Annotated in this window: 3 protein-coding genes and 1 pseudogene; 2 read left to right on the forward strand and 2 right to left on the reverse strand. The window is 43.8% G+C overall.

What is annotated here, in order from left to right; translation table 11 throughout:
• Positions 1–165: 165 nt before the first annotated feature.
• Both AC3G3F_RS03070 and AC3G3F_RS03075 read left to right on the forward strand, forming a co-directional pair.
• Positions 166–834 carry a hypothetical protein gene (locus tag AC3G3F_RS03070; protein ID WP_023249482.1) on the forward strand — a complete coding sequence of 223 codons (669 nt, stop codon included), beginning with the start codon at positions 166–168 and terminating at the stop codon, positions 832–834.
• Between the two features lie 1,181 nt (positions 835–2,015).
• Positions 2,016–2,906, forward strand: a complete 891-nt coding sequence (locus tag AC3G3F_RS03075; RefSeq protein WP_023249481.1) for a helix-turn-helix transcriptional regulator — start codon at positions 2,016–2,018, stop codon at positions 2,904–2,906.
• Between the two features lie 247 nt (positions 2,907–3,153).
• Here AC3G3F_RS03075 and AC3G3F_RS03080 read toward each other — a convergent pair whose 3' ends face one another.
• Both AC3G3F_RS03080 and AC3G3F_RS03085 read right to left on the reverse strand, forming a co-directional pair.
• The gene (locus AC3G3F_RS03080) at positions 3,154–5,220 is read right to left on the reverse strand and encodes an ATP-binding cassette domain-containing protein (protein ID WP_023249480.1); all 2,067 of its coding nucleotides are present in this window, start codon (positions 5,218–5,220) and stop codon (positions 3,154–3,156) included.
• Between the two features lie 671 nt (positions 5,221–5,891).
• Positions 5,892–22,253, reverse strand: a pseudogene (locus tag AC3G3F_RS03085) (Ig-like domain-containing protein); the annotation flags it as partial.
• Between the last annotated feature and the right edge of the window lie 6 nt (positions 22,254–22,259).

A 22,259-nucleotide genomic window follows, 5' to 3' on the forward strand; every position in this document is an offset into this window, starting at 1 on the left:
TGCCGTACACGTACATATTTTAAAAATCAATTGACTATTGTTTTTTAATTGACAGGGCGTACTGCAATATTAAAGAGGATAAAAAATAGTAAGTACCTAATATTAACTCAATTAAAGATGGCGCTGGGCTAATAGTGTTGGCGAAATAGAGGCAAAAAACTTAAAATGAAAGTCAAAGCGAATAAAAATATCCATTCTGCTACCAGCAGTCATACTCTCAAGGTGGGTCTGACCGCGAATTCTACTGGATACACAAGATCCAATAAAATAGTTGTTGTTGGCCCCAGTGAAGCGGAAGTAACCGGTATAATAGCATTATTACAACACGATGGCTTTCAGGTATGTCAGGGAAAAGGGGTTAAGTTGGATGCTGACGATTTACTTATCGTCACTTTGAGCACCGTTCCGCTACTAGGTTGGTGGAGATATCTGGAATACCTTCATATGTTAAAACGTAAAGGGAAATATCAGATGCTGGCTATTATTCCAACTGCTTTGAAAGAAATCATGTTACGTCAGAGTATCTGCCCAATAATTGAGGGAGGAGGAACGCTGGCCCAACTACATAATGCTTTACTCGCAGCAGCAGAAACATGGAAAAAAGGAATCCTCCCAAGAATAAACCGAGGCAAAAGCACTCCAGACCGCAAGTTAACGGCAGGGCAAGCCCGTGCAATATATAAACTTCTTGAAGGAAAATATATTGATAGTAAAACTCAATATAGCCAACGCTATCTAGCCCTTGAACGTCTTGGCTTTTCTGGAACAGCGCAATTTTCATTATTTACAGCAGGAATTGGTAACGTAATTCAACGTCAAAATTTTATTTTTTAAAATATATCACGGTCAGTGCGATATAAATTTACCACATAATGGCAAATATAAAGTGTTATTATTGTTATCACCCATTACAATATATTAACTATACAGAATGATATGATTTTTCCTTTATATGGATCAGATAAAAACATTGGGTTAGTAATTGTATTTTTATGACTAAAATATACATACCAGCCCATCTGGTAATAATAGTTTAATAGGCTTATCCTTGTAAGGCATTATAAACAATATAATTGTATACGCTTATGAAGATTAATATTTTGATAATATATAAAACTCTATAAATGTTCTCTATTACGTGGTAAGCATAGATACTCCATGCGCTCAGGCCAGATTCATTAAAGAACACAATATCAATTCAAAAATTAGATTTTTGTCTGACTATGCAGAACAGCGTTTTATGAGTAACACCAGACTTCGTATTATTGAGATAAATATATCCGCTCGGGCGGTAATAAAATACGATGAAAATAATAATATTTATATCAGTTTATAAATATACACTTAATTGTAGAATTAGTGTAAATCAGACTTATCCCTCATTAAGAAAAAATAGTGGTGTTTATGCTGCTTGTTACCCACTAAATTTTCCATAGGTTATCTGGTTTGCACACCCCAGCTATTTCTCATATTTCAAAGGATATCTGACGACTTAATATATTAGGCTGAACGGTAATTAATTCTCACTTATACAATTATACTCCCACTCGATACACACCTGCATGTAAATAATATAATTGTAAATTTCATGGACTTACAATGAAAGATATGTCATAGATGGAAAGTTATATTCGCTCACCTAAAAATATAGTCGATGATGCCACTAGTGGTATTGAATAGCACCTCAAAATAATATTTTTGCAGATTTTTTAGATGTCTATATTTTATATTTTTATGTCTTTCTCTCTCTTTTCACGTTAAAAATAAGCGGTGTAAAATGCAATTTGTTATTTTAATGTGTAATATTTTAAAATAATCTAACCTGCAAAATCAGATTGTGTCAATATTAAATTCAGTAAATGATAAAATAATATAATTAGCACACTTATTAAAAACGTACACCATCACAATAAAAGCACTGAGATTTATAATTTATATAATTCTTCATTATTTCCTATATCATCCACAATATTTATTGTTGACACTCCGCTAAATGAATGTAAGAAGAGAATAAGATGTCTAAACAAAATGAGCATTTTGTAAAACAAGTTTCAACAGGTATTTTTGACAATAAGATGACAAACCTTGAAATATCGTTGCCTTTTTGTTTTTTCTTATACACTAAGGATAGACCTTTTTATATGTCTTTCAGTGGTGACATATTAAAAATCAATAAAGGACAGGCAATTTTTATAAAAAAGTCTGTTCCTTTCTCTGTATTGTTAAATTGGGGAAAAATGGAAAATGGACTTGTTCGCAATGATATTGTGTCGTTAAAAATACCTCAACAAGCAATAATAGAGTATAATCGACACTATATTTATAAAGATCAAAATGAACCAAGAGCTTGGGCATCCAATGATTATATCATAATCAACTTTTCACATGAGCAAACTAAGGATTACACATTAATTAATGCATTAATAGAAAGTTTCCCCGTCACAGCAACTGGTGAAATATTATATGATCATGTCGATGAAGCAAAGTACATGCTAATATTATCTTTAATCAAGCAAAAAAATGCGGCATTAGAAGATATGATTTTATCTTACTCTTCCTTAACAACTTCGGAGAAAGTAGCCAGCTTAATAATGAGCGATTATAGCAAAAATTGGAAAAGTAAAGACCTGGCAATGCAAATGAACATGAGTGTATCTACTTTTAAGAAAAAAATGTATAAGGATACCGGTTCTGTTAGTTCTTACATAACAAAAATAAAAATGATTGAAGCATTACGTCAGTTAAGACGTACTAATCGTCCAATAAATGCTATAGCTATTTCCCTTGGCTATACATCATCTTCTTACTTTACCAGCGTATTTAAAAAGCACTTCAAGATTTTTCCTTCGGAGATCAGGAAGAATGATGGTCATCCGACAGAAGGTAGTACTGAAAATTATCCTTGAACGAGTGGCTATATCTATAAAATTAATCATACGCTGATATTGTATTGAGCCTGATATATCAAATATCTTTTTGGAACGTTACATCATGCTAGCTTTTTTACCTAACGCTGGCTAATTCGGATCATTATCTCGACTTGTTATAACTGGATAATAACAATCGAATTATTCAAAACAGGCCATATCAATAGAATTGATATGGCCTGTTTTATAAAAACAATTGTTCTATAGCCAACAATGGAATATTTATTTAACCCATTAGTTTTTCAGGAGTACAATCCCGAATAACTTTCCCCCCTTTCATCACCAATACTCTATCAAAGTATTTTATAAGATAACGTCGATGAGTAATCATAATGAGTGTTTTCCCTTGAATAAACTCATCCAGGTTATCAAAAATTTGTTTTTCTGTATTCTCATCCAAATTTGATGTTGGCTCATCCCACAAGAACACACTAGCATCACTACTTAAACTACGTGCTAACAATAATTGCTGTTGCTGGCCAGACGAAAGGTTTTTCGCCATAAAGTTCACAGGAAATTTTAACCCCATAGGATGCTGTAAAATAAAACCACAATTCGCTATATGAAGAGCTTTTAATACCCGGCCTCTGTCATTTTGTGGTTTTAATGCAAAATTACTTTCAACAGTCCCAGTAAACAAAACATCATGGGTTGTAACGACACTTAAGTGTTGTGAGAAAAAGTTCTGGGAGAGATGTCCTAGATTATACCCATCGTACAAAATGGCACCATCTGTAGGTGAAAGGTAGCCAGATAACAGCCCCAATAATGAACTTTTCCCTGCGCCACAATCACCTATAATTGCAACTCGTTGTCCGGAAGGAATGTCTATAGATAAACGGTTAATAATAACTGAAGATTGCGCATCATATTGGTAGCTAACACCACGAATAGAAATCTCACCCTCACACTTTGAAATTGACTGCAACGCTGGTGTCTTTTCTTCCTGATCTTCATCAAAGAAAGAAAGCAAGTCCTTACCCGTTTTTTCTGCTGACAATATAGAGATTAATGTAGATGAAAAGTTGGAGGTGATCCCCGAGATACGTCCAGAAACGATAACTGAAGATACAATTGCACCAGTGGTAATATCACCTTTAATTACCATAAAAAAAGCTATTATCATTATTGTTATTTGAGTAATAGATGACATACTTCCTAATATTGATTGATAGATAAGATTTAGCTTTCTTATCTTAAGATTAAGATATGACTGTTCGTTTGATGTATTAACCCAATCAAATAGTAAGCCCTGATTGTTTAATGTATGGATCATTTTAATTGATAAAAATACTTCCGATATGAAAACATTTCTGTTCTTTTGGCCTTCTTTTTGTTTATTCATCAACTCATTGGTATAATGATGGTTAACAATGGACAAAATAATAGAGATTATAAAAACAATAATGGGAACAACCACTACCCATCCTAAATTCACATAAATAACAGCGATAAATATCAAAAAAATTGGGATATCGGCTATACGTTGAAAAACAGAATTCAATAAAATAGGTTTAACCTTCTGAAACTCATTCCACAGAACAAATGCTGATGACATTGATTTACCGTTTTTCTTTTTACCATAAAGCACCGCCTCGAGAAACGAGATATCAATATCGACGTCATCTTGTCTGGCTGTTATAGATTGGTAAATATCTTTTGACGTACGTAGAATAAACTCAAAAACGATAAATACAGCTACAATAATAGCGACACCAAATAAAGACGAAACAGAAGCACTTGGAATAAGCTTGTCATAAAACAAATTACTAAAAACTGGAATTGTCAGCGCAAAAATTGCCATAAACAAAGATGAAAAAAAGTATTTTGTATAAAAAACCTTGTTCATTGATAAAGAGTTTTTAATAATATTATTCACTCTTATACTATCAACAACTTTATTTAAGGGAAGTATACTAAACGCCGATAGCTTTTTTAGATACTCATCAGGTATCTCTACATAACACAGTTCCCCTCGGGCATTTACTAATTTAATTTTTTGCCCACCGCTGATACATACCATCCATTTCATTTCAGGGGTCAGTAGTAAAATGGGCATAGGTTCATTTAATAGATCTTCGCCACTACTAAATAATATATCCTGTAAAGAAAGTCCTAATGACAAGAAAAAATTCTTCATTTGTATTGAGTCATCGGTATTATTTCTATCATATTTTTTAAATCTAATATTTATATCTTCCTCTTTAATGTCTATTTTTATATTGAATTTTTTTGAAACTATAGACAATGCATTTTCTGCACTTAAATAATATGGTTCTAGCTTTGTATCCATAAATAGATCATTCCCCTCACCTGACGGTGAGGGGCCTCATTATGTTATGCGTGTTCTTCTTGATTATCTACAGGGAGACTTACTTCACTAATAGTGAATATCTCAACAGCACCATTATTATGGTGTGTTACAGCACTTTCTGGGGCTGAGACGTTAACTTCATCCTCGCTGTTGCCTCTTTCACTCATGGAATTAACTATATCTGCCGAAGAATGATCAACTGAGAATGTTTTTTCCTTAATCAGATAATCAGCATCTTTATCGATGAATTTCACATCTATAGTATACTCACCATCATTCAAAGGTACTGGCACCTCAAATATTGCCTTCTGATTATTAATCGGCAAATCAATCTCTTCTCCTTCGAACATAACACTAACATTCACAATATTATCAGGTACTGATATTGCAAAAGATGGTGTCTGACTAATAGAACGTTCAGTTACATCACCAGACTCGGTATTTAATAATACGATGTTATAGGCATCCTCCTGCGCAGCCACTTCTCCAACCGCAGACATCATTGAAAACATAGCTGGGCTATGATTTTTTTCACTTTCAATGCTGACCCTTTCAGATTCCGGTTGAGCTACATCGGTTGCCATGGCGAACTCACTAACATCACCAGCCTCAACAGGCGCTGTCGCTGTTATAGTAGAATCAACCGTCACCGTCAGCGATGATGACTGCTGCGTGTTCCCCGCACCGTCCACCACCGTCACACTCAGCGTGTAGCTACCATCACTCCAGGCTGCTGACGGACTGAAGCTCCAGCCATCATCCCCCTTCGTGGCCGGATAGGTGTCGGTGGTTCCGTTATGCGCCACGCTGACGGTCACTCCGGTCACATCCGCGTCAATATGCTGCAGAGTGAACTTCGGCTGGGTGTGATTTGTCACGTTATCGCTGTCTGACGTGCCGGTGTCCTCGCCTGCCGCCAGCGCGATCTCCGGCACCTTCAGCGTACTGTCAACCGTCACCGTCAGCGATGATGACTGCTGCGTGTTCCCCGCACCGTCCACCACCGTCACACTCAGCGTGTAGCTACCATCACTCCAGGCTGCTGACGGACTGAAGCTCCAGCCATCATCCCCCTTCGTGGCCGGATAGGTGTCGGTGGTTCCGTTATGCGCCACGCTGACGGTCACTCCGGTCACATCCGCGTCAATATGCTGCAGAGTGAACTTCGGCTGGGTGTGATTTGTCACATTATCGCTGTCTGACGCGCCGGTGTCCTCGCCTGCCGCCAGCGCGATCTCCGGCACCTTCAGCGTAGTGTCGATCGTGACAGTAATCGGTAACGAGTTTTTCTGATTACCCGCCGCGTCATTCGCAGTTACCGATATCGTATAGGTGCCATCAGCTAAAGCGGTATCTGGCGTAAAGAACCAGACGCCATCCGCTCTTTTTTCAGCATTATATGCCATCCCGTTAATATCTATTTGAACGTTAACGATATCACTTTCTAAATTTCCGATAATAAAGGTAGGTTGTTTATCATGCGTAATATTGTCATCTTTAGATCCACTATTCGAATCTACCGCTAACGAAATAGTGGGTATCTCTTTTATTAAATCGACTGAGACAACATCACTGGTGTTACCAATTCGATCTGTACTCGATATAGTAAATTTCCCTTCTGATGGATAGGGAATAGCCATACTCCAGTTCCCGTTATCAGGAACGGTTAATGTATATATATTACCCTCGCTATCAGTTATCGTTAATTTTGATTTTGCTTCGCCCGTCCCTTTCATAATGACGAGATCATCGACAATGTCCGAATATGTTATAGCAGGTGCTACCGGTGCAGCGCGATCGATGAATATTTCACGGATCTCTTCCTTCCTGTTTCCGGCGTTGTCCTCAATACTCAAAGTGATATCGTATTTTCCTTCCGGAAGCTGATCGGTCGATAATGCCCATTGACCATTAGCCGCAACGACTGTCGTTGCCAATGTGACACCTGCCAGCACTAGTGATACTGTCGCGCCAGCCTCCCCCAGACCTCTCATAGTGATAAGGGTATTATTACTCCACCAGTCATTTTGCGACGATGATTTATTGTCATCAAGTTCACTGGTAAAGTCCTCAATCATCGTATCCACCCAGATAGAATAACTTTTCTCGTTTACATTACCGCCACGGTCTGTAGATTTTATTTTTATCTCCAGAAGACCTTGAGAGAGATAAACAGAGTTGACTGGCATCTGCCACTCTCCTGTCTGACTAACCCAAACCTGGCCTACGTTTAGCCCATTGATAGTTAAATCCATTAAACTATCAGGCTCCGCACTTCCGCGAAAAATTATATTATGAGTAGTATCTGTTATATATATTTTACCATCACTGCCGGTCATCTCCGCTAGTGTATGACCATCAATGGCCTCTATCACCACTGGAGTTTTATTCGATGTATCTATTGAAAAATCTAGTGTTTTAGATGTTGCAGTGTTACCTGCCTTATCGGTAATGACATAATAAATACTATGAGAACCGTCACCCAATGGAGCCACAGGTTGATAAACCTGGTTTCTGTCTGTCACAGTGACCGTATCGACTAGCTTGCCATCAATGTAAATTTGGACACTCTGGTTAAACTCACCGTTGATACTAAACTGAGGTCTGGTTTGACTTGTTACGCCGTCGTTAATATACATACCATTATCAGATCCTGCTGTCAGCGTAGGAGGTTCAATGTATGTACTGGTATCTATCGTAACGATTAAGCGAGGTGATTCCGCCCTGTTACCAGCGGTATCTTCCGCAACAACACGAATGGAGTATTCACCATCTTTCAGAGAATTATCAAATTGATATGACCATCTTCCATCATCTTGAACGAGGATATTTGCCACAATTTTTTCATCAACATAAAAATGGATTGTAGCACCCGCTTCCGCAGTACCAACAAAGGATGGCGTATTATGATTAGTAATCAGATCGTCAACCAAACCTGAGTTACTCGAATCTTCAAGGGTTATTGTTGGAAATTCGGTTGATGAATCGACATCGACACTGAAATTTTTACTCGCCTGGGTGTTGCCAGCAATGTCAGTAATGCTGAAATGAATCTTAAACGTACCATCATCTTGCAGCAATATCGGAGCACGCCAGGAACCATCAGCCTCAACCATGACCACATTGACCAGCTTATTATCGACAAAGATGCTTACCTGAGCGCCTGCCTCACCTTGCCCAGCGACTGACAATGCCCGACTATTTGATATAGTCGGTAATGAACCTTCATCAATAGTAAACACAGCAATTTCAGAATCGATCGTCACTGTCGCAACAGCAGATTCAGTTCGGTTGCCGGCTATATCGGTAGCAACAAATTGCACATGATAGTTACCATCGGCGCTATTCGCTGGCATGGTATAACTAACATTACCTGCAGAATTAGCTTCTACCGTAGCTTGCAATACATCATTAATATAAACCTGTACTGTTGCTCCAGGTTCGGTCATTGCGACTAGCTCTGGCGATTTATCGTTGGTAATGAGATCATATTTATCACCACTATTACTATCTCGGCTTAAAGAAATAGCACTGATTTCGATCTGCGTGTCATATTCTACTAAAAGTTCTTTTTGTTGACTATTACCCGCTTTATCTACTGACTCAACAACAAAGATATTATTACCGTTACTCAGATCTAACTCTGCACTCCAATGCCCATCACTTCCTACTTCAAAAGTAGTAACAACGACTCCTCCCTGAGTTTTAATAGTTAAGGTACTTCCTGCCTCCGCAGTACCATCTATATTTACATGTGATTTATTGGTGATCCAGTCTCCCAGTTTACCCGAATCATCAACTTCTCGCAGTGTAACTGTCAACGGAGCAATTACCGTATCTAACGTTATTTCTTGAGGGCCAAACTCTTTAACATTTCCTGCAATGTCTTCAACTTTGAACGTTAATACGTAATTACCATCATTCCCTAAAGTAGGTAATATAACGCCCCAATGCCCGCCTGCAGTAGTATAAGCAGCAGCCTTTTCAATCCCATTAACAAAAACCGTAATTTTACTGTTTGGTTCGCTTGTGCCACTAATTTCCGGCGTTACAGTATTAATATATTTGTCTTCATGTATCCCAGATATATGCCATTCAAGGTCAGCGACCTGAGTATCAATAACGAGGCTAACGGCTGCTGAGCGAATTTCTTCATTGACGCGTGGATTTAATATACCAACTTCCACAACGTACGTCCCGTCAGGCTGTTCCTGCATCTGGAAGGCATATCGACCTGCGGTATCCGATGTTGCCTCGCCAACTTTCTTACCGTCGATATAAATGCTGACAATAGTATTGGGTAATGTGCTCCCAATAAGAGTCGGCGTTTTATCGTTAGTAATAAAGTCCCCCAATGCCCCGCTATCACTATCATCACTTAGCTTAATCGTAGGAGGGGTTACATCAATAACAGGTATTACGACTGGAAAGTCAACTTGTGACGATTCATTACCCGCTTTATCTTTGGCAACGATACTAATGACATAAGAACCTGGTGTTAATATTGATGGGGGAGTCCAACTCCATTCGCCATTCGAATTCGCATTGGCTGAGCCGATAACTTTGCCATCCCACTGGATCATAATAGTTGAAAATGCTTCTGCGATACCCTTGAACTCAGGTCGCAGGCTGGTAGCTTCATGCATATCATCAATTGATGAATCCGTAAGCTGAATTGTTGGATCGGGCGTTACCGTATCGATAGTAAATCTATCTTGCGCCTCCGCCGTATTTCCTGCAACGTCTGTTGAGACAACTTTAATTGTGTAGATACCATCTGCCAGGGCATCTGGCGTCATACTCCAGTTACCATCAACACCAACCGTGACCAGTTTTTTCAACACCTCATGACCTGATGTATCATCGATAATGGTAATAACAAGTTTTGCATCCGGTTCCGCAGTACCGCCGAATTTAGGACTTTTTCTGTTAGTGAGATTATCACTATTAGAACTTCCCGTATCTGATGTGGGATCCATTCGAACACTAACACTTGTTGCCGTATCAATGGTAAATGGTAGTTTCGTCTCGGATATATTACCTGCAAGATCTCTGAAGACGACAACCGCTTCGTAGACACCATCTTTTAACGCCACAGGAACCTGGAATGTCCCGGTGTTACTGCCATCCAGAGTAATAGGATAAGAGACACCGTTAATTTTTATCGTAACAGTGTCAATATCGGTAGGAATATCACTAATAATGAAACGTGGTTTAGTGACATTGGTAATATTATCTACAGCGCTTTCACCGGAGTCATCGGCATCCAACAAATCGACATCAGGCACAGGTACAGTCGTATCTATAGTGAACGATATCTCCTGGTTAATAGTATTGCCAGCAATATCTTCAGCAGTGACCTCTAGTTTATAATGTCCATCAAGTAATGGTATTTCGGGAGTGTATATCCACTTATTACCCATCCCTTTGTTGAGAGTGGTGACGTTCCCATTTAACGTCACCGTTACAACCTGTAGCGATTCTCTGGCTGAGATTTCAAAACGCGGCGATGTAATATTGGTTATACGGTCTGCCGCGTCATTCCCTGTATCATCCAGCATGGTAATGTTAAGGCCATCAACATGTGTATCCACCGTAAATGCAAGACTGGAATTAGCCGTATTTCCTGCCCGATCCGTTGCCTGCACATGGAGTACATAATGACCTTCTAATAGAGCGCTACCCGCCGTAAAGTCCCACTGTCCGGCTGCATTCTTACTTGCCGGGCTCCAGTTAACACCGTCGAAAGAAACCAATACTTTGGTCACATCATCAGGTGTTACAATATTAAACGATGGACGAGCAACATTAGTGATTCTATCGCTATCATTAACACCACTATCGGTTGTTAATGAAACCCTGTCAATTTGTACCTGGGTATCTATTTCAACCTGCAGTTCAGCTGATGTTTTTGTATTACCCGCAATATCTGTCACTGTAACAGTAAGCGTATGATGACCATCTGTCAGCGGCTTATCTGGTGTAAATGTTAATTTAGCACCATTATTTTCGATGATATAATCCCGACCATCAAGATGAATAACGATATGTGACACATCATTATCCACATTGCCAATAATAAATGTCGGCTTATTAATATTAGTAATATTGTCATTACTGTCATCGCCAGTATCCTGCGTAGGGTCAAGCACAATATTTGGCTCACGCAGCGTGGTATCAACCGTAAAATTAAGCGTTTGTTGTGCAACGTTACCGGCAACATCGACAACTTCCACTAATAGTGAATGTTGACCATCAGGTAATGCAGTTCCTACATTAAATTCCCAGTGTCCTTCAACACTCTGCGTTAAATCAATCCAATTACCCGTATTATCGATTTTAACGCGTACCTGTACAGTATCATTGGCAGCCACAATTTCAAACTGCGGCTTGTTTACGTTGGTTATATTATCTGAAGAGCTATCACCGCTATCTGTTAATAGCGTTACGCTATTAATTTCGGCTCTCGTATCTACCATTATAGATAACGGTTGAGATGTCGCTATATTCCCTGCTTTATCCTCAATAGTAACGCTCACATTATAAGAACCATCAGGAATCGCATTATCCGGTCTGAACTCCCATGTCCCCCCCACTTTAGTAGCGTTATAAGTATTGGTACCAATAGTTACCATTACCTTAATAACATCGGCATCAACATTGCCAATAACAAAAGTGGGCCGTGAAATATTCGTAATATGGTCGGAAGTATTCGCTCCAGTATCCTGTCCGGCCCCCAAAGCAATTGTCGGAATCTGTAAGTGAGTATCGATATTAAAGACTAAATCTTTGCTCGCAACGTTACCTGCTGTATCTGTAGCCTCGATACGAAGCGTATGTTGCCCATCAGTCAGATTATTTGTGCTTGCAAAAATCCACTGTCCATCCGCATTTCGCCGTATCGGAATCCAGGTTGTGCCGCCATCAAGAGTAGCGCGCATCTGGGCAACATCCGCAGGAACCTCAACTCTGAATGATGGTTTAGCGTTATTCGTTAATTGATCACCGAGAACGCCAGTGTCATTAAGCAACACGATATTGTTGATAGTGGTCGTAGTATCAATACGGACATCTAATTGCGCAGATTCTTTTACATTCCCCGCCCGATCTTCTACAACAACAGCTAATTGATATAAGCCATCCGCCCAACTCACAGAAGGACTGAAACTCCATTTACCATTGTTAAATACCGCCGCTTCCTCATGAGAGCTACCGTTATGAGTAACCCTGACCATAACGTGCAAGGCATCAGAATCAATATGGCTCAAGTCAAATACCGGATGATCGTGGTTAGTAAGCTGATCGCCAACCACGCCGCTGTCTTCGCCATTAGCCAACGCAATTACCGGGGTACTCAACGTACTATCTATCGTTACCGTTAAAGGAGCGGATGTCGTTTTGTTACCCGCCGTATCAGTTACCGTCACGGTCAATTTATAACTACCATCGTTTAATGCCGCGTCAGGTCGATAACGCCATCCATCTGCCGATTCGGTTAAAATAATGTTTTTAAATGTACCGTTATGCTCAATCTGTAATTCAACTCTTTGGACATCATTATCGATATGACCCAAAACAAAAACCGGCTGAGTTAAACTGGTCAGATTATCATTCTTACTTTGCCCGGTATCCTGATCTGGCGCTAATTCAATGGTTGGCGTTGACAGCGTGGTGTCGATGGTGAAGCCCAGCGTCCGCGTCGCCGTATTGCCCGCAATATCGGTCGCCTCCACCGTCAGCACGTGCGCGCCTTCGGTCACATCAGACGACCAGGCATAACTCCAGACGCCTGCCGATGCCTTCGTCGCATCCATCCACGTCTTACCCCCGTCCAGGCTCACCCGCACCCTGTTCACATCCTCCGGCACCGTCACCCGGAACTCCGGTCGCACATCGTTGGTCAGGTTATCTGCCGGCTCGCCGCTGTCATTCACCAGCTCAATACGGTCAATCGCCGTCTGTGTGTCCACCTTCACGTCCAGAGGCGCTGAATGACGGATATTGCCCGCTTCATCCTCCACCGTCACCTTCAGCGTGTAGCTCCCGTCCGTCCATGCCGCCGCCGGCGTGAAGATCCATCCGCCCGCGCCCTGTAACACGTCAAACGTCTCGGTCCTTCCTCCGTGCTCCACGCTCACTGTCACTCTCACCACATCGGCATCGATATCCTGCAGCGTGAACGACGGCTGCGCGCGGCTGGTCAGACCGTCTCCCGGCACGCCCGTGTCATCCGCGCTGTTCAGCGTGATGACCGGCTCCGACAGCCTCGTGTCAATCCTGAAGTCCAGGGTCTTCGTCGCCGTGTTGCCCGCCGCATCGGTCACCTCCACCGTCAGCACGTGCTTACCCTCGCCCACGTCTGACGGCCAGCTGTAGTTCCATTCCCCTTTCGTTGCTCCCGCCGTCGCGTTCACCCAGTCGCCGCTGCCGTCCAGGCTCAGGCGTACCACGGTCACATCCTCCGGCACCGTCACCCGGAACTGCGGGCGCATCTCGTTGGTCAGGTTGTCATCCGGGACGCCGTTGTCATTGACCAGCTCAATACGATTAATTGACGTATGTGTGTCCACCTTCACGTCCAGCGGCGTGGAATAACGGATATTTCCCGCATTGTCCTCCACTTTCACCGTCAGCGTGTAGCTCCCGTCCGTCCACGCGCTGTCCGGCGTAAAGTGCCACCGGCCACCGGTCTGGGTCAGCTCCACCTCCCGGCTGCTGCCGTCATGCGCGATCTGTACCGTCACCCGGTTCGCATCAGGATCGATATTTTCGATGGTAAAGCCCGGCGACCTGACGCTGGTGACGTTATCTCCCCTGTTGCCGCTGTCATCCGCACTGTCCAGCGTGATGACCGGCACCGACAGGGTGGTGTCAATGGTAAACTCCAGCGTCCGCGTCGCCGTGTTGCCCGCCGCATCCGTCGCCTCCACCGTCAGCGTGTGTTTACCCTCGCCCACGTCGCCCGGCCAGTTGTATTCCCAGACCCCGGCGGCATTCTTCGTCGCGTTCACCCAGTTCGTATCGCCGTCCAGACTCAGACGAACCGTATTCACATCTCCCGGTGTCGTCACCCGGAACTCCGGGCGCAGGGCGTTGGTCAGGTTATCGCCGGAAATTCCGTGGTCGTTCACCAGCTCGATGCCATCAATGGCCGTCTGCGTGTCCACCGTTACCGTCAGCGGCGCAGACTGGCGAATGTTCCCCGCCTCGTCTTCCACTTTTACCGTCAGCGTGTACTGACCGTCCGCCCAGTCGCCCGCCGGGGTGAAACTCCAGCGTCCGTTCGCACCCTGCGTCGCCTTCAGCACCTCCCTGGTGCTGCCATGCTGAACTTCCACCGTGACATGACGCGCATCGTTATCAATGTTGTCCAGTAAGAACGTCGGCCTGTTCACCCGGGTCAGTTCATCCCCCCTGACGCCGCTGTCATCCGCGCTGTCCAGCGCAATGAGCGGTACTGACAGCGTGGTGTCGACGGTGAAGCTCATCGTCTCTTTTACCGTGTTGCCCGCCACATCGGTGGCCTCCACCGTCAGCGTGTGCGCCCCTTCGGTCACATCCGTCAGCCAGCTGTAGTCCCAGACGCCGGCGGAAGTTCTCTTCGCATCCACCCACGTCTTGCCGCCGTCGATACTCAGGCGTACCGCGTTCACATCATCCGGCACCGTCACCCGGAAGTGCGGGCGCACCGCATTGGTCAGGTTGTCGTCCGGAATGCCGGTGTCGTTAACCAGCGCAATACTGTTAATGGCTGTCTGCGTGTCCACCGTCACCGTCAGCGGGGCGGAATGGCTGACGTTCCCGGCTTTATCTTCCACCGTCACCGTCAGCGTGTAGCCGCCGTCACCCCACGGTGCTGTCGGCGTAAAGCTCCACTGCCCCCCGCTTTTGGTCAGCGCTACCTCTTCACTCTTGCCATCATGCGTTACTTGCACCACCACCCGGCTCGCATCGACATCAATATTACCGAGGATAAAGCCTGGCTTTTTCGCGTTGGTGAGATTATCGCCAGTAATACCACTGTCATCCTTATGGTCCAGTGCAATGGTCGGCGTTGTCAGCGTGGTATCAATGGTAAATTCCAGCATCCGCGTGATGGTGTTGCCTGCCTTGTCGGTCGCCTCCACCTGCAGGGTGTATTTCCCATCCTTCACGTCATCTGGCCAGGTATAATCCCAGATCCCTGCCGCGCCCTGCGTTGCCTTAACCCATGTCGCGCCACCGTCGATGCTCAGGCGTACCGAATTCACATCTTCCGGCACCGTTACACGGAACTGCGGGTGGATGTCATTGGTCATATTATCGCCAACGACGCCGCTGTCATTAATCAGCTCAACCTTACCAATTGAGATATGTGTATCCACTGTTACCGTCAGAGGGGTGGACTGACTTACGTTCCCGGCTTTATCCGTCACCGTCACACTCAGAGTGTAACTGCCGTCCGTCCAGTCGCGATCCGGCGTAAAACGCCACCCCCCAGCTTCCTGACTCGCATCAAATACACTTGTCGTACCATCATGCGTCACGCTTACCACAACGCTAGCGACGTCGGCATCAATATGTTGCAGGATAAAATTCGGCTGGGGACGGTTGGTCAGGTTATCACCCCGTTCACCGGTATCATCCGCGTTGTCCAGCGTGATGGTCGGGACCAACAGGGTGGTGTCAACGGTAAAGTCCAGCGTCCGCGTCGCCGTGTTCCCTGCGATATCGGTCGCTTCCACCGTCAGCGTGTATGTCCCTTCCGGCACATCAGTCAACCAACTGTAGTCCCAGACACCTGCCGCGCTCTTCGACGCATGCATCCACGTCTTGCCGCCGTCAATGCTCAGGCGTACCGCGTTCACATCTTCCGGCACCTCCACCCGGAAGTGCGGGCGCATTTCATTAGTCAGATTGTCGCCAGCAACACCGGAGTCATTCACCAGTTCAATACTATTAATGCCGGTCCGTGTGTCCACGGTTACCGCCAGTGGCGCTGAGTGGCGGATATTCCCCGCGTCGTCTTCCACCGTCACCGTCAGCGTGTAGCGGCCATCCGTCCACGCACTGTCCGGCGTGAACGTCCATCCTCCTCCGTTTTTGGTCAGCGCCACCTCTTCACTTTTGCCATCATGCGTAACCGTCACCACCACCCGGCTCGCATCCGTATCAATGCCGTTGATAGTAAAACCAGGCGTTTTTTCGTTGGTGATATTGTCGCCAGCCACACCACTGTCATTCGCGGTATCCAGCGTGATGGTCGGTACCGACAGGGTGGTGTCAACGGTAAAGTCCAGCGTCCGCGTCGCCGTGTTCCCTGCGATATCGGTCGCTTCCACCGTCAGCGTGTGTACGCCCTCAGTGATGTCTGTTGTCCAGCTATAATCCCAGACACCTGCCGACGTTTTCTTCGCATCCACCCACGTCTTGCCGCCGTCAATACTCAGGCGTACCGCATTCACATCTTCCGGCACCGTCACCCGGAACTCCGGACGCAGAGCGTTGGTCAGATTGTCATCCGGCATACCGGTATCATTGAGCAGTACAATGTTGTTAATCTCCGTCTGCGTGTCGATGGTCACTGCCAGTGGCGCGGACTGGCTGACGTTCCCGGCTCTGTCCTCAACTTTCACCGTCAGCGTGTAATTGCCATCCACCCAGTTACTGGCCGGCGTAAAGTGCCACTGCCCCCCGATCTGGGTCAGTTCCACCTCCTGGTTCGTGCCATTATGCGTAACCTGTACTGCCACCCGGATCGCATCCGCATCAATGCCGTTGATAGTAAAACCAGGTGTTTTTTCGTTGGTGATATTGTCGCCAGCCACACCACTGTCATTCGCGGTATCCAGCGTGATGGTCGGTACCGACAGGGTGGTGTCAATGGTAAAACCGAGCGCCTGTGTCGCCTTGTTCCCAGCTATGTCGATAGCTTCCACGACAAGGGTATGTTTCCCCTCAGGTACCGCGTCCGGCCAGGTGTAATCCCAGATACCGGTAGAAGACGGTGTGGCGTTAATCCATGTCGTGCCGCCATCGATGCTCAGGCGTACAACGTTGACATCTTCCGGCACCGTCACACGGAAATGAGGATGTACCTCATTGGTTATATTATCGCTGGTGATACCGCTGTCATTGACCAGCACAATGCCGTCAATCGTGACCTGTGTATCCACTTTCACCGACAACGGTGCTGACTGGCGAGTATTCCCCGCCTCGTCGGTCACTTTTACCGTCAGGGTGTAATTGCCATCAGCCCACGCGCTGGTTGGTGTGAATACCCAGTTGCCGCTGGTCTGGGTCAGCTCCACCTCTTCACTCTTGCCATTGTGCGTGACCTGTACCACCACCCGGCTCGCATCGGCATCAATATTGCCGAGGGTAAAACCAGGCGTTTTTTCGTTGGTGATATTATCGCCAGCCACACCGCTGTCATTCGCGGTATCCAGCGTGATGGTTGGTACTGACAGTGTGGTGTCAACAGTAAAATCCAGCGTCCGTGTCGCCGTGTTTCCTGCAATATCGGTGGCTTCTACGATCAGCGTGTGTTTACCTTCGGGAACTTTCCCCAGCCATGTATAATCCCAACTCCCTTTTATTAAGCCTGGTGTGGCGTTAACCCACGTTTTACCGCCGTCGATACTCAGGCGTACCCTATCCACATCATCTGGTACCGTCACACGGAACTGCGGATGAATGTCGTTAGTCAGATTGTCGCCGACCATACCGGTGTCATTAATCAATTCGATATTGTCGATCGCGATTTGCGTATCCACTTTCACTGTTAACGGTGTGGACTGACGGATATTTCCCGCCTCATCTTCCACCGTCACTTGTAGCGTATAGCTGCCATCTGCCCAGTCGTGGTCTGGCGTAAATACCCAATTACCACCACTCTGCGTCAGCGCCACTACCTCGTTCTTGCCATTATGCGTGATTTGTAGCGCCACCCGAATCACATCGCCGTCAATATTGCTGAGGGTAAAGCCCGGCGTTTTGCTGTTAGTAATATTATCCCCGGTAACACCACTATCATCGGCGCTATCCAGAGCGATGGTCGGCACAGTCAACAAAGTGTCGATAGTAAAGTCGAGTGTCTGCGTTAACTTATTACCAGCAATATCGGTCGCTTCTACCGTCAGGATATGTGACCCTTCAGTTACATTCGTCGGCCAACTGTAATCCCAAATGCCTGCCGTATTTTTCGTCGCACTCCCCCATGTCTTGCCCCCGTCAATACTCAGACGTACCATATTTACGTCATTTGGCACTTCAACACGGAAGTGTGGACGCATATCGTTAGTTATATTGTCGTCAGCAATACCAGTGTCATTGATCAGTTCGATGCTATTAATCGCGATTTGCGTATCCACTTTCACTGTTAATGGTGTGGACTGGCGAATATTTCCCGCCTCATCTTCCACCGTCACTTGCAGTGTATAGCTGCCATCATCCCACGTGCTGGCAGGTGTAAATACCCAGTTACCGCCATCTTGAGTCAGTACAATCTGTTCATTCACGCCATTATGTGTCACCTGTACAACTACCCGGTGTGCATCAGAATCAATACCACTAATAATAAAGTCAGGCTTATTAATATTGGTAATATTATCATCCGCCACGCCAGTATCATCTTTTGCAATCAAAGAAATAACCGGAATGGAAAGTGTCGTATCTATAGTAAAATCAAATGTAGGACCAGTAACTTTATTGCCAGCGATATCTTCAGCTTTAACATATACCTGATGCAGGCCATCAATCAGATCTGAAGTAAAAGTATATGTCCATGTTCCATTAGATTGTTGGGTAGCAATACCTATCTGTGTATTAGAGATAGCATCCCATACCTGAACATTTCTAACATCTGAATCAATATTTCTAAGAATAAGAGTTGGTTTAGTTATATTCGTTAAATTATCATCTAAAATTCCGGACTCAGAATCAGGGCTTAGTGAAACTACCGGTATAGATATGGTAGTATCCACACTAAATAAAAAGGCGTCAGAATGTGCAATATTTCCAGCAATATCCTCTACTGTGGCGGTTATTTTATGATCACCATCAGCCAGACTTTGATCTGGTTTCAGAGTATAATCCCATACACCGTCTTTATTCGTCCTGACTTCAGCCACCAAAGCATTATCTATATATAATTTTACGATTGAATAAGGTGCAGCAGTCCCTGTCAGGGCAGGTCGTTTTTCATTAATGATATGATCTGTATTATCCAACCCTGTGTCATCGACTAACTCAATGGTTGGCTTTTGTGTATGCGTAAGGATTTGGAAGTTATAAATTGATGATGATGCTTTATTGCCAGCAATATCTTCCGCTTTTACCATCACTTCATGCATGCCATCAGGCAATATATTTGAAAATTGGAAGTTCCATACACCATCATCGCCAGCAATGGCCTCACCGCTTAAGATACCATCAACATAGATTGAGACTTTAGCATTAGGCTCTGCACTTCCGGTAAATAAAGGCGTATTAACTCTTGTAATCAGGTCTCCTTTAACCCCAGAGTCAGCACTATCATGCAACATAACAGTAGGGATTGGTGTAAAACTATCAATGGTAAGTTGATAATCAGCCGATGCAGTATTACCTAATGGGTCTACTGCCTCAACCGTCACTGTATAAACATCGTCAGACAAATTACGGGAAATATCAAAAGTCCAGTTCCCGTGTTCATCTGCTGTTGTCACTCCAATAGCTTTGCCATCAATAATAATATTTACAGTAGCAAATTTACCAGCAGTCCCGAGTAAAGTCAGAGCGTTATGCTTATTGGTAATCCAGTCCCCTTTCTCGCCAGAGTCATCAACCGCGTCAAGTTCGGCTTTTGGGATTACAACTTCAGTCTGGATAGTAAAAGAGTATTTAATTGCCGAGGATTTATTACCAGCTATGTCCTGAGAAACAATCTCAATGTCATATACCCCTTGCGGGAGTTTTTCATTAAATTGATAACTCCATGAGCCATTTGAGTCGACGTCAATGCTGGCATAAAATTTACCTTCTCGCAGAATTGATATTGTAGATTTAGGCTCTGCCGTACCGACCAATGCAGGTGTATCATCCCCTGATAAAATAATGCCGTTTGGTAATGTTACAAAATCATCCAGGGAAACTGTCGGGGCTGTCGGCGCTACTGTATCAATAACATAACTAAAATAAAAATCTTTCTGGTTACCCGCCACATCCTCAACAGTGAAAACCAGGTTGTTAACCCCTTCAGCGGAATCCGAAGTAAAAGCAAATTGCCACTCACCTTCAGCATTGGCTTTAAGAACAACTAATTCACCAGTTTCAGAGTTTTTAACATTTATCGTGGTATTTGGTTCACTTTTCCCGATAAAAGTAGGGCGGCTATTATTAGTGACATTATCGCCAACGATACCACTATCATCGGCAGGATCAAGCTCTGCACTAAAATAACTGATACGAGTATCAATGGTAAATGTAAGATCTGATGTTTCAGAGGTATGTCCGGCGATATCTGTAGCTGTCGCTGTTAAATGGTATTCGCCATCTTTCAGGGGCTCAGTAAGCGTATAACTCCACGAACCATCTTTAGCAGCAACAACATCCCCCAGGTGCTTAATTCCAATATAGATGGAAACCGTTGCCCCAGGCTCAGCCACACCGATAAATGTAGGTAATGTACTGTTAGTTATATTGTCATCTTTAACACCAGAATCACTATTAATATCCAGCTCAATTGTCGGCTTTTCCGGAGGAATGGTATCTATTGTAATTACATTTGAAATTTCACTTTGGTTGCCAGCCTTATCTACTGCAACAACCTTAATATTATTATCTCCTTCAATTAATTCTTTACCTTTAAATCCATAACTCCACTTACCATTTTTATCAACATCTACGCTAGTAATAAGTTTATCGTTAACGTAAATATTAACCTTTGCATTTTCTTCTGCGGTACCAATAATTGATGGTGTCAACGTAGCGGTTAAGCCTTGATGACCAGGAATACTGCTTTCTGGCGAAAGTTCAAAACTTGGTTTATCAATAACGGAGTCTATAGTAATGGCAAGCTTAGTGCTACCCATTGCGTTACTAGTTGTGGCTTCCGCTTCCAGATTGTATGTTCCATCGGCCAATTTCTCAGGAGCAGTAAAGGTAAAATTACCTAACTTATCGGCAACAACCTGACCGACAGAAATTCCGTTTATTTTAATAACCACTGTTGCATTTGGTGATGTGCTACCAATAAACTGTGGTTTAGTAAAATTAGTTATACTATCATCTTTGCTTCCACTATTGCTTTCTGCTGCAAGCTTAAAGGATATTTTTAGTTTCTCTTTAACAGGTTCAGCTTCAAATTGATTATCATAATTCTTACTACTATTACTTCTTCCACTGCCTGTATTTTTATTAAGAGGTTGAGGTGTTATTTTTTCGGATTCATCCTGCTTAATATTTTGAGCTGCTTTGCTTAAAGTGTTTTGCTGTATGGCATTATCTTGTTGAGCCAAATTGTCTTTTGCTACATTATCTGACAAAAAATTCTGCAGCATTTCTTCTATTTGTTTTGAAGAATTTTGGATTTCGAAAGCTTCACTGATCGCTTTTTCTGCTGCTTCTTTAGCCTTTTCTGCTTCTTCCTTTGCTTTATCGGCCTCTTTTTTTGCGCCCTCAGCATCATCTAATTGCTTTTGTAGTTCTTCATCTTTCCTGGCATTTCTATTTTTACCGTTACCTTTCTTCTCCACCAGACCTGCATCAACTAAAGAACTATCAATTCGCTCAAGCTGAATATCTTTTAAATCCACACTCCCGATAACTTTGGAACCAGGGATACTCTTATCTTTAAACTTAATGATAAGATTGTTGCCTTTAATGCTTGAGTAAAGAGCTCCGTTGACAATGATGACTGAACCATGCGACGTGGTAATATTCATGTCCGGCCCAGCCAAAGAAACCTTAGCTCCTTTGGCATCTCCCAAAGAGGAAAGGTCAATCACAGAATTCTGATCAGCAAAAACTTTTTTTATATTCATGTTTTTCATAAACGT

Source organism: Salmonella sp. FC25216, assembly GCF_057751355.1.

Coding starts and splice junctions, on each gene's coding strand:
- AC3G3F_RS03070 (WP_023249482.1), top strand. CDS start 166: ATGAAAGTCAAAGCGAATAAAAATATCCATTCTGCTACCAGCAGTCAT.
- AC3G3F_RS03080 (WP_023249480.1), bottom strand. CDS start 5,220: ATGGATACAAAGCTAGAACCATATTATTTAAGTGCAGAAAATGCATTG.
- AC3G3F_RS03075 (WP_023249481.1), top strand. CDS start 2,016: ATGTCTAAACAAAATGAGCATTTTGTAAAACAAGTTTCAACAGGTATT.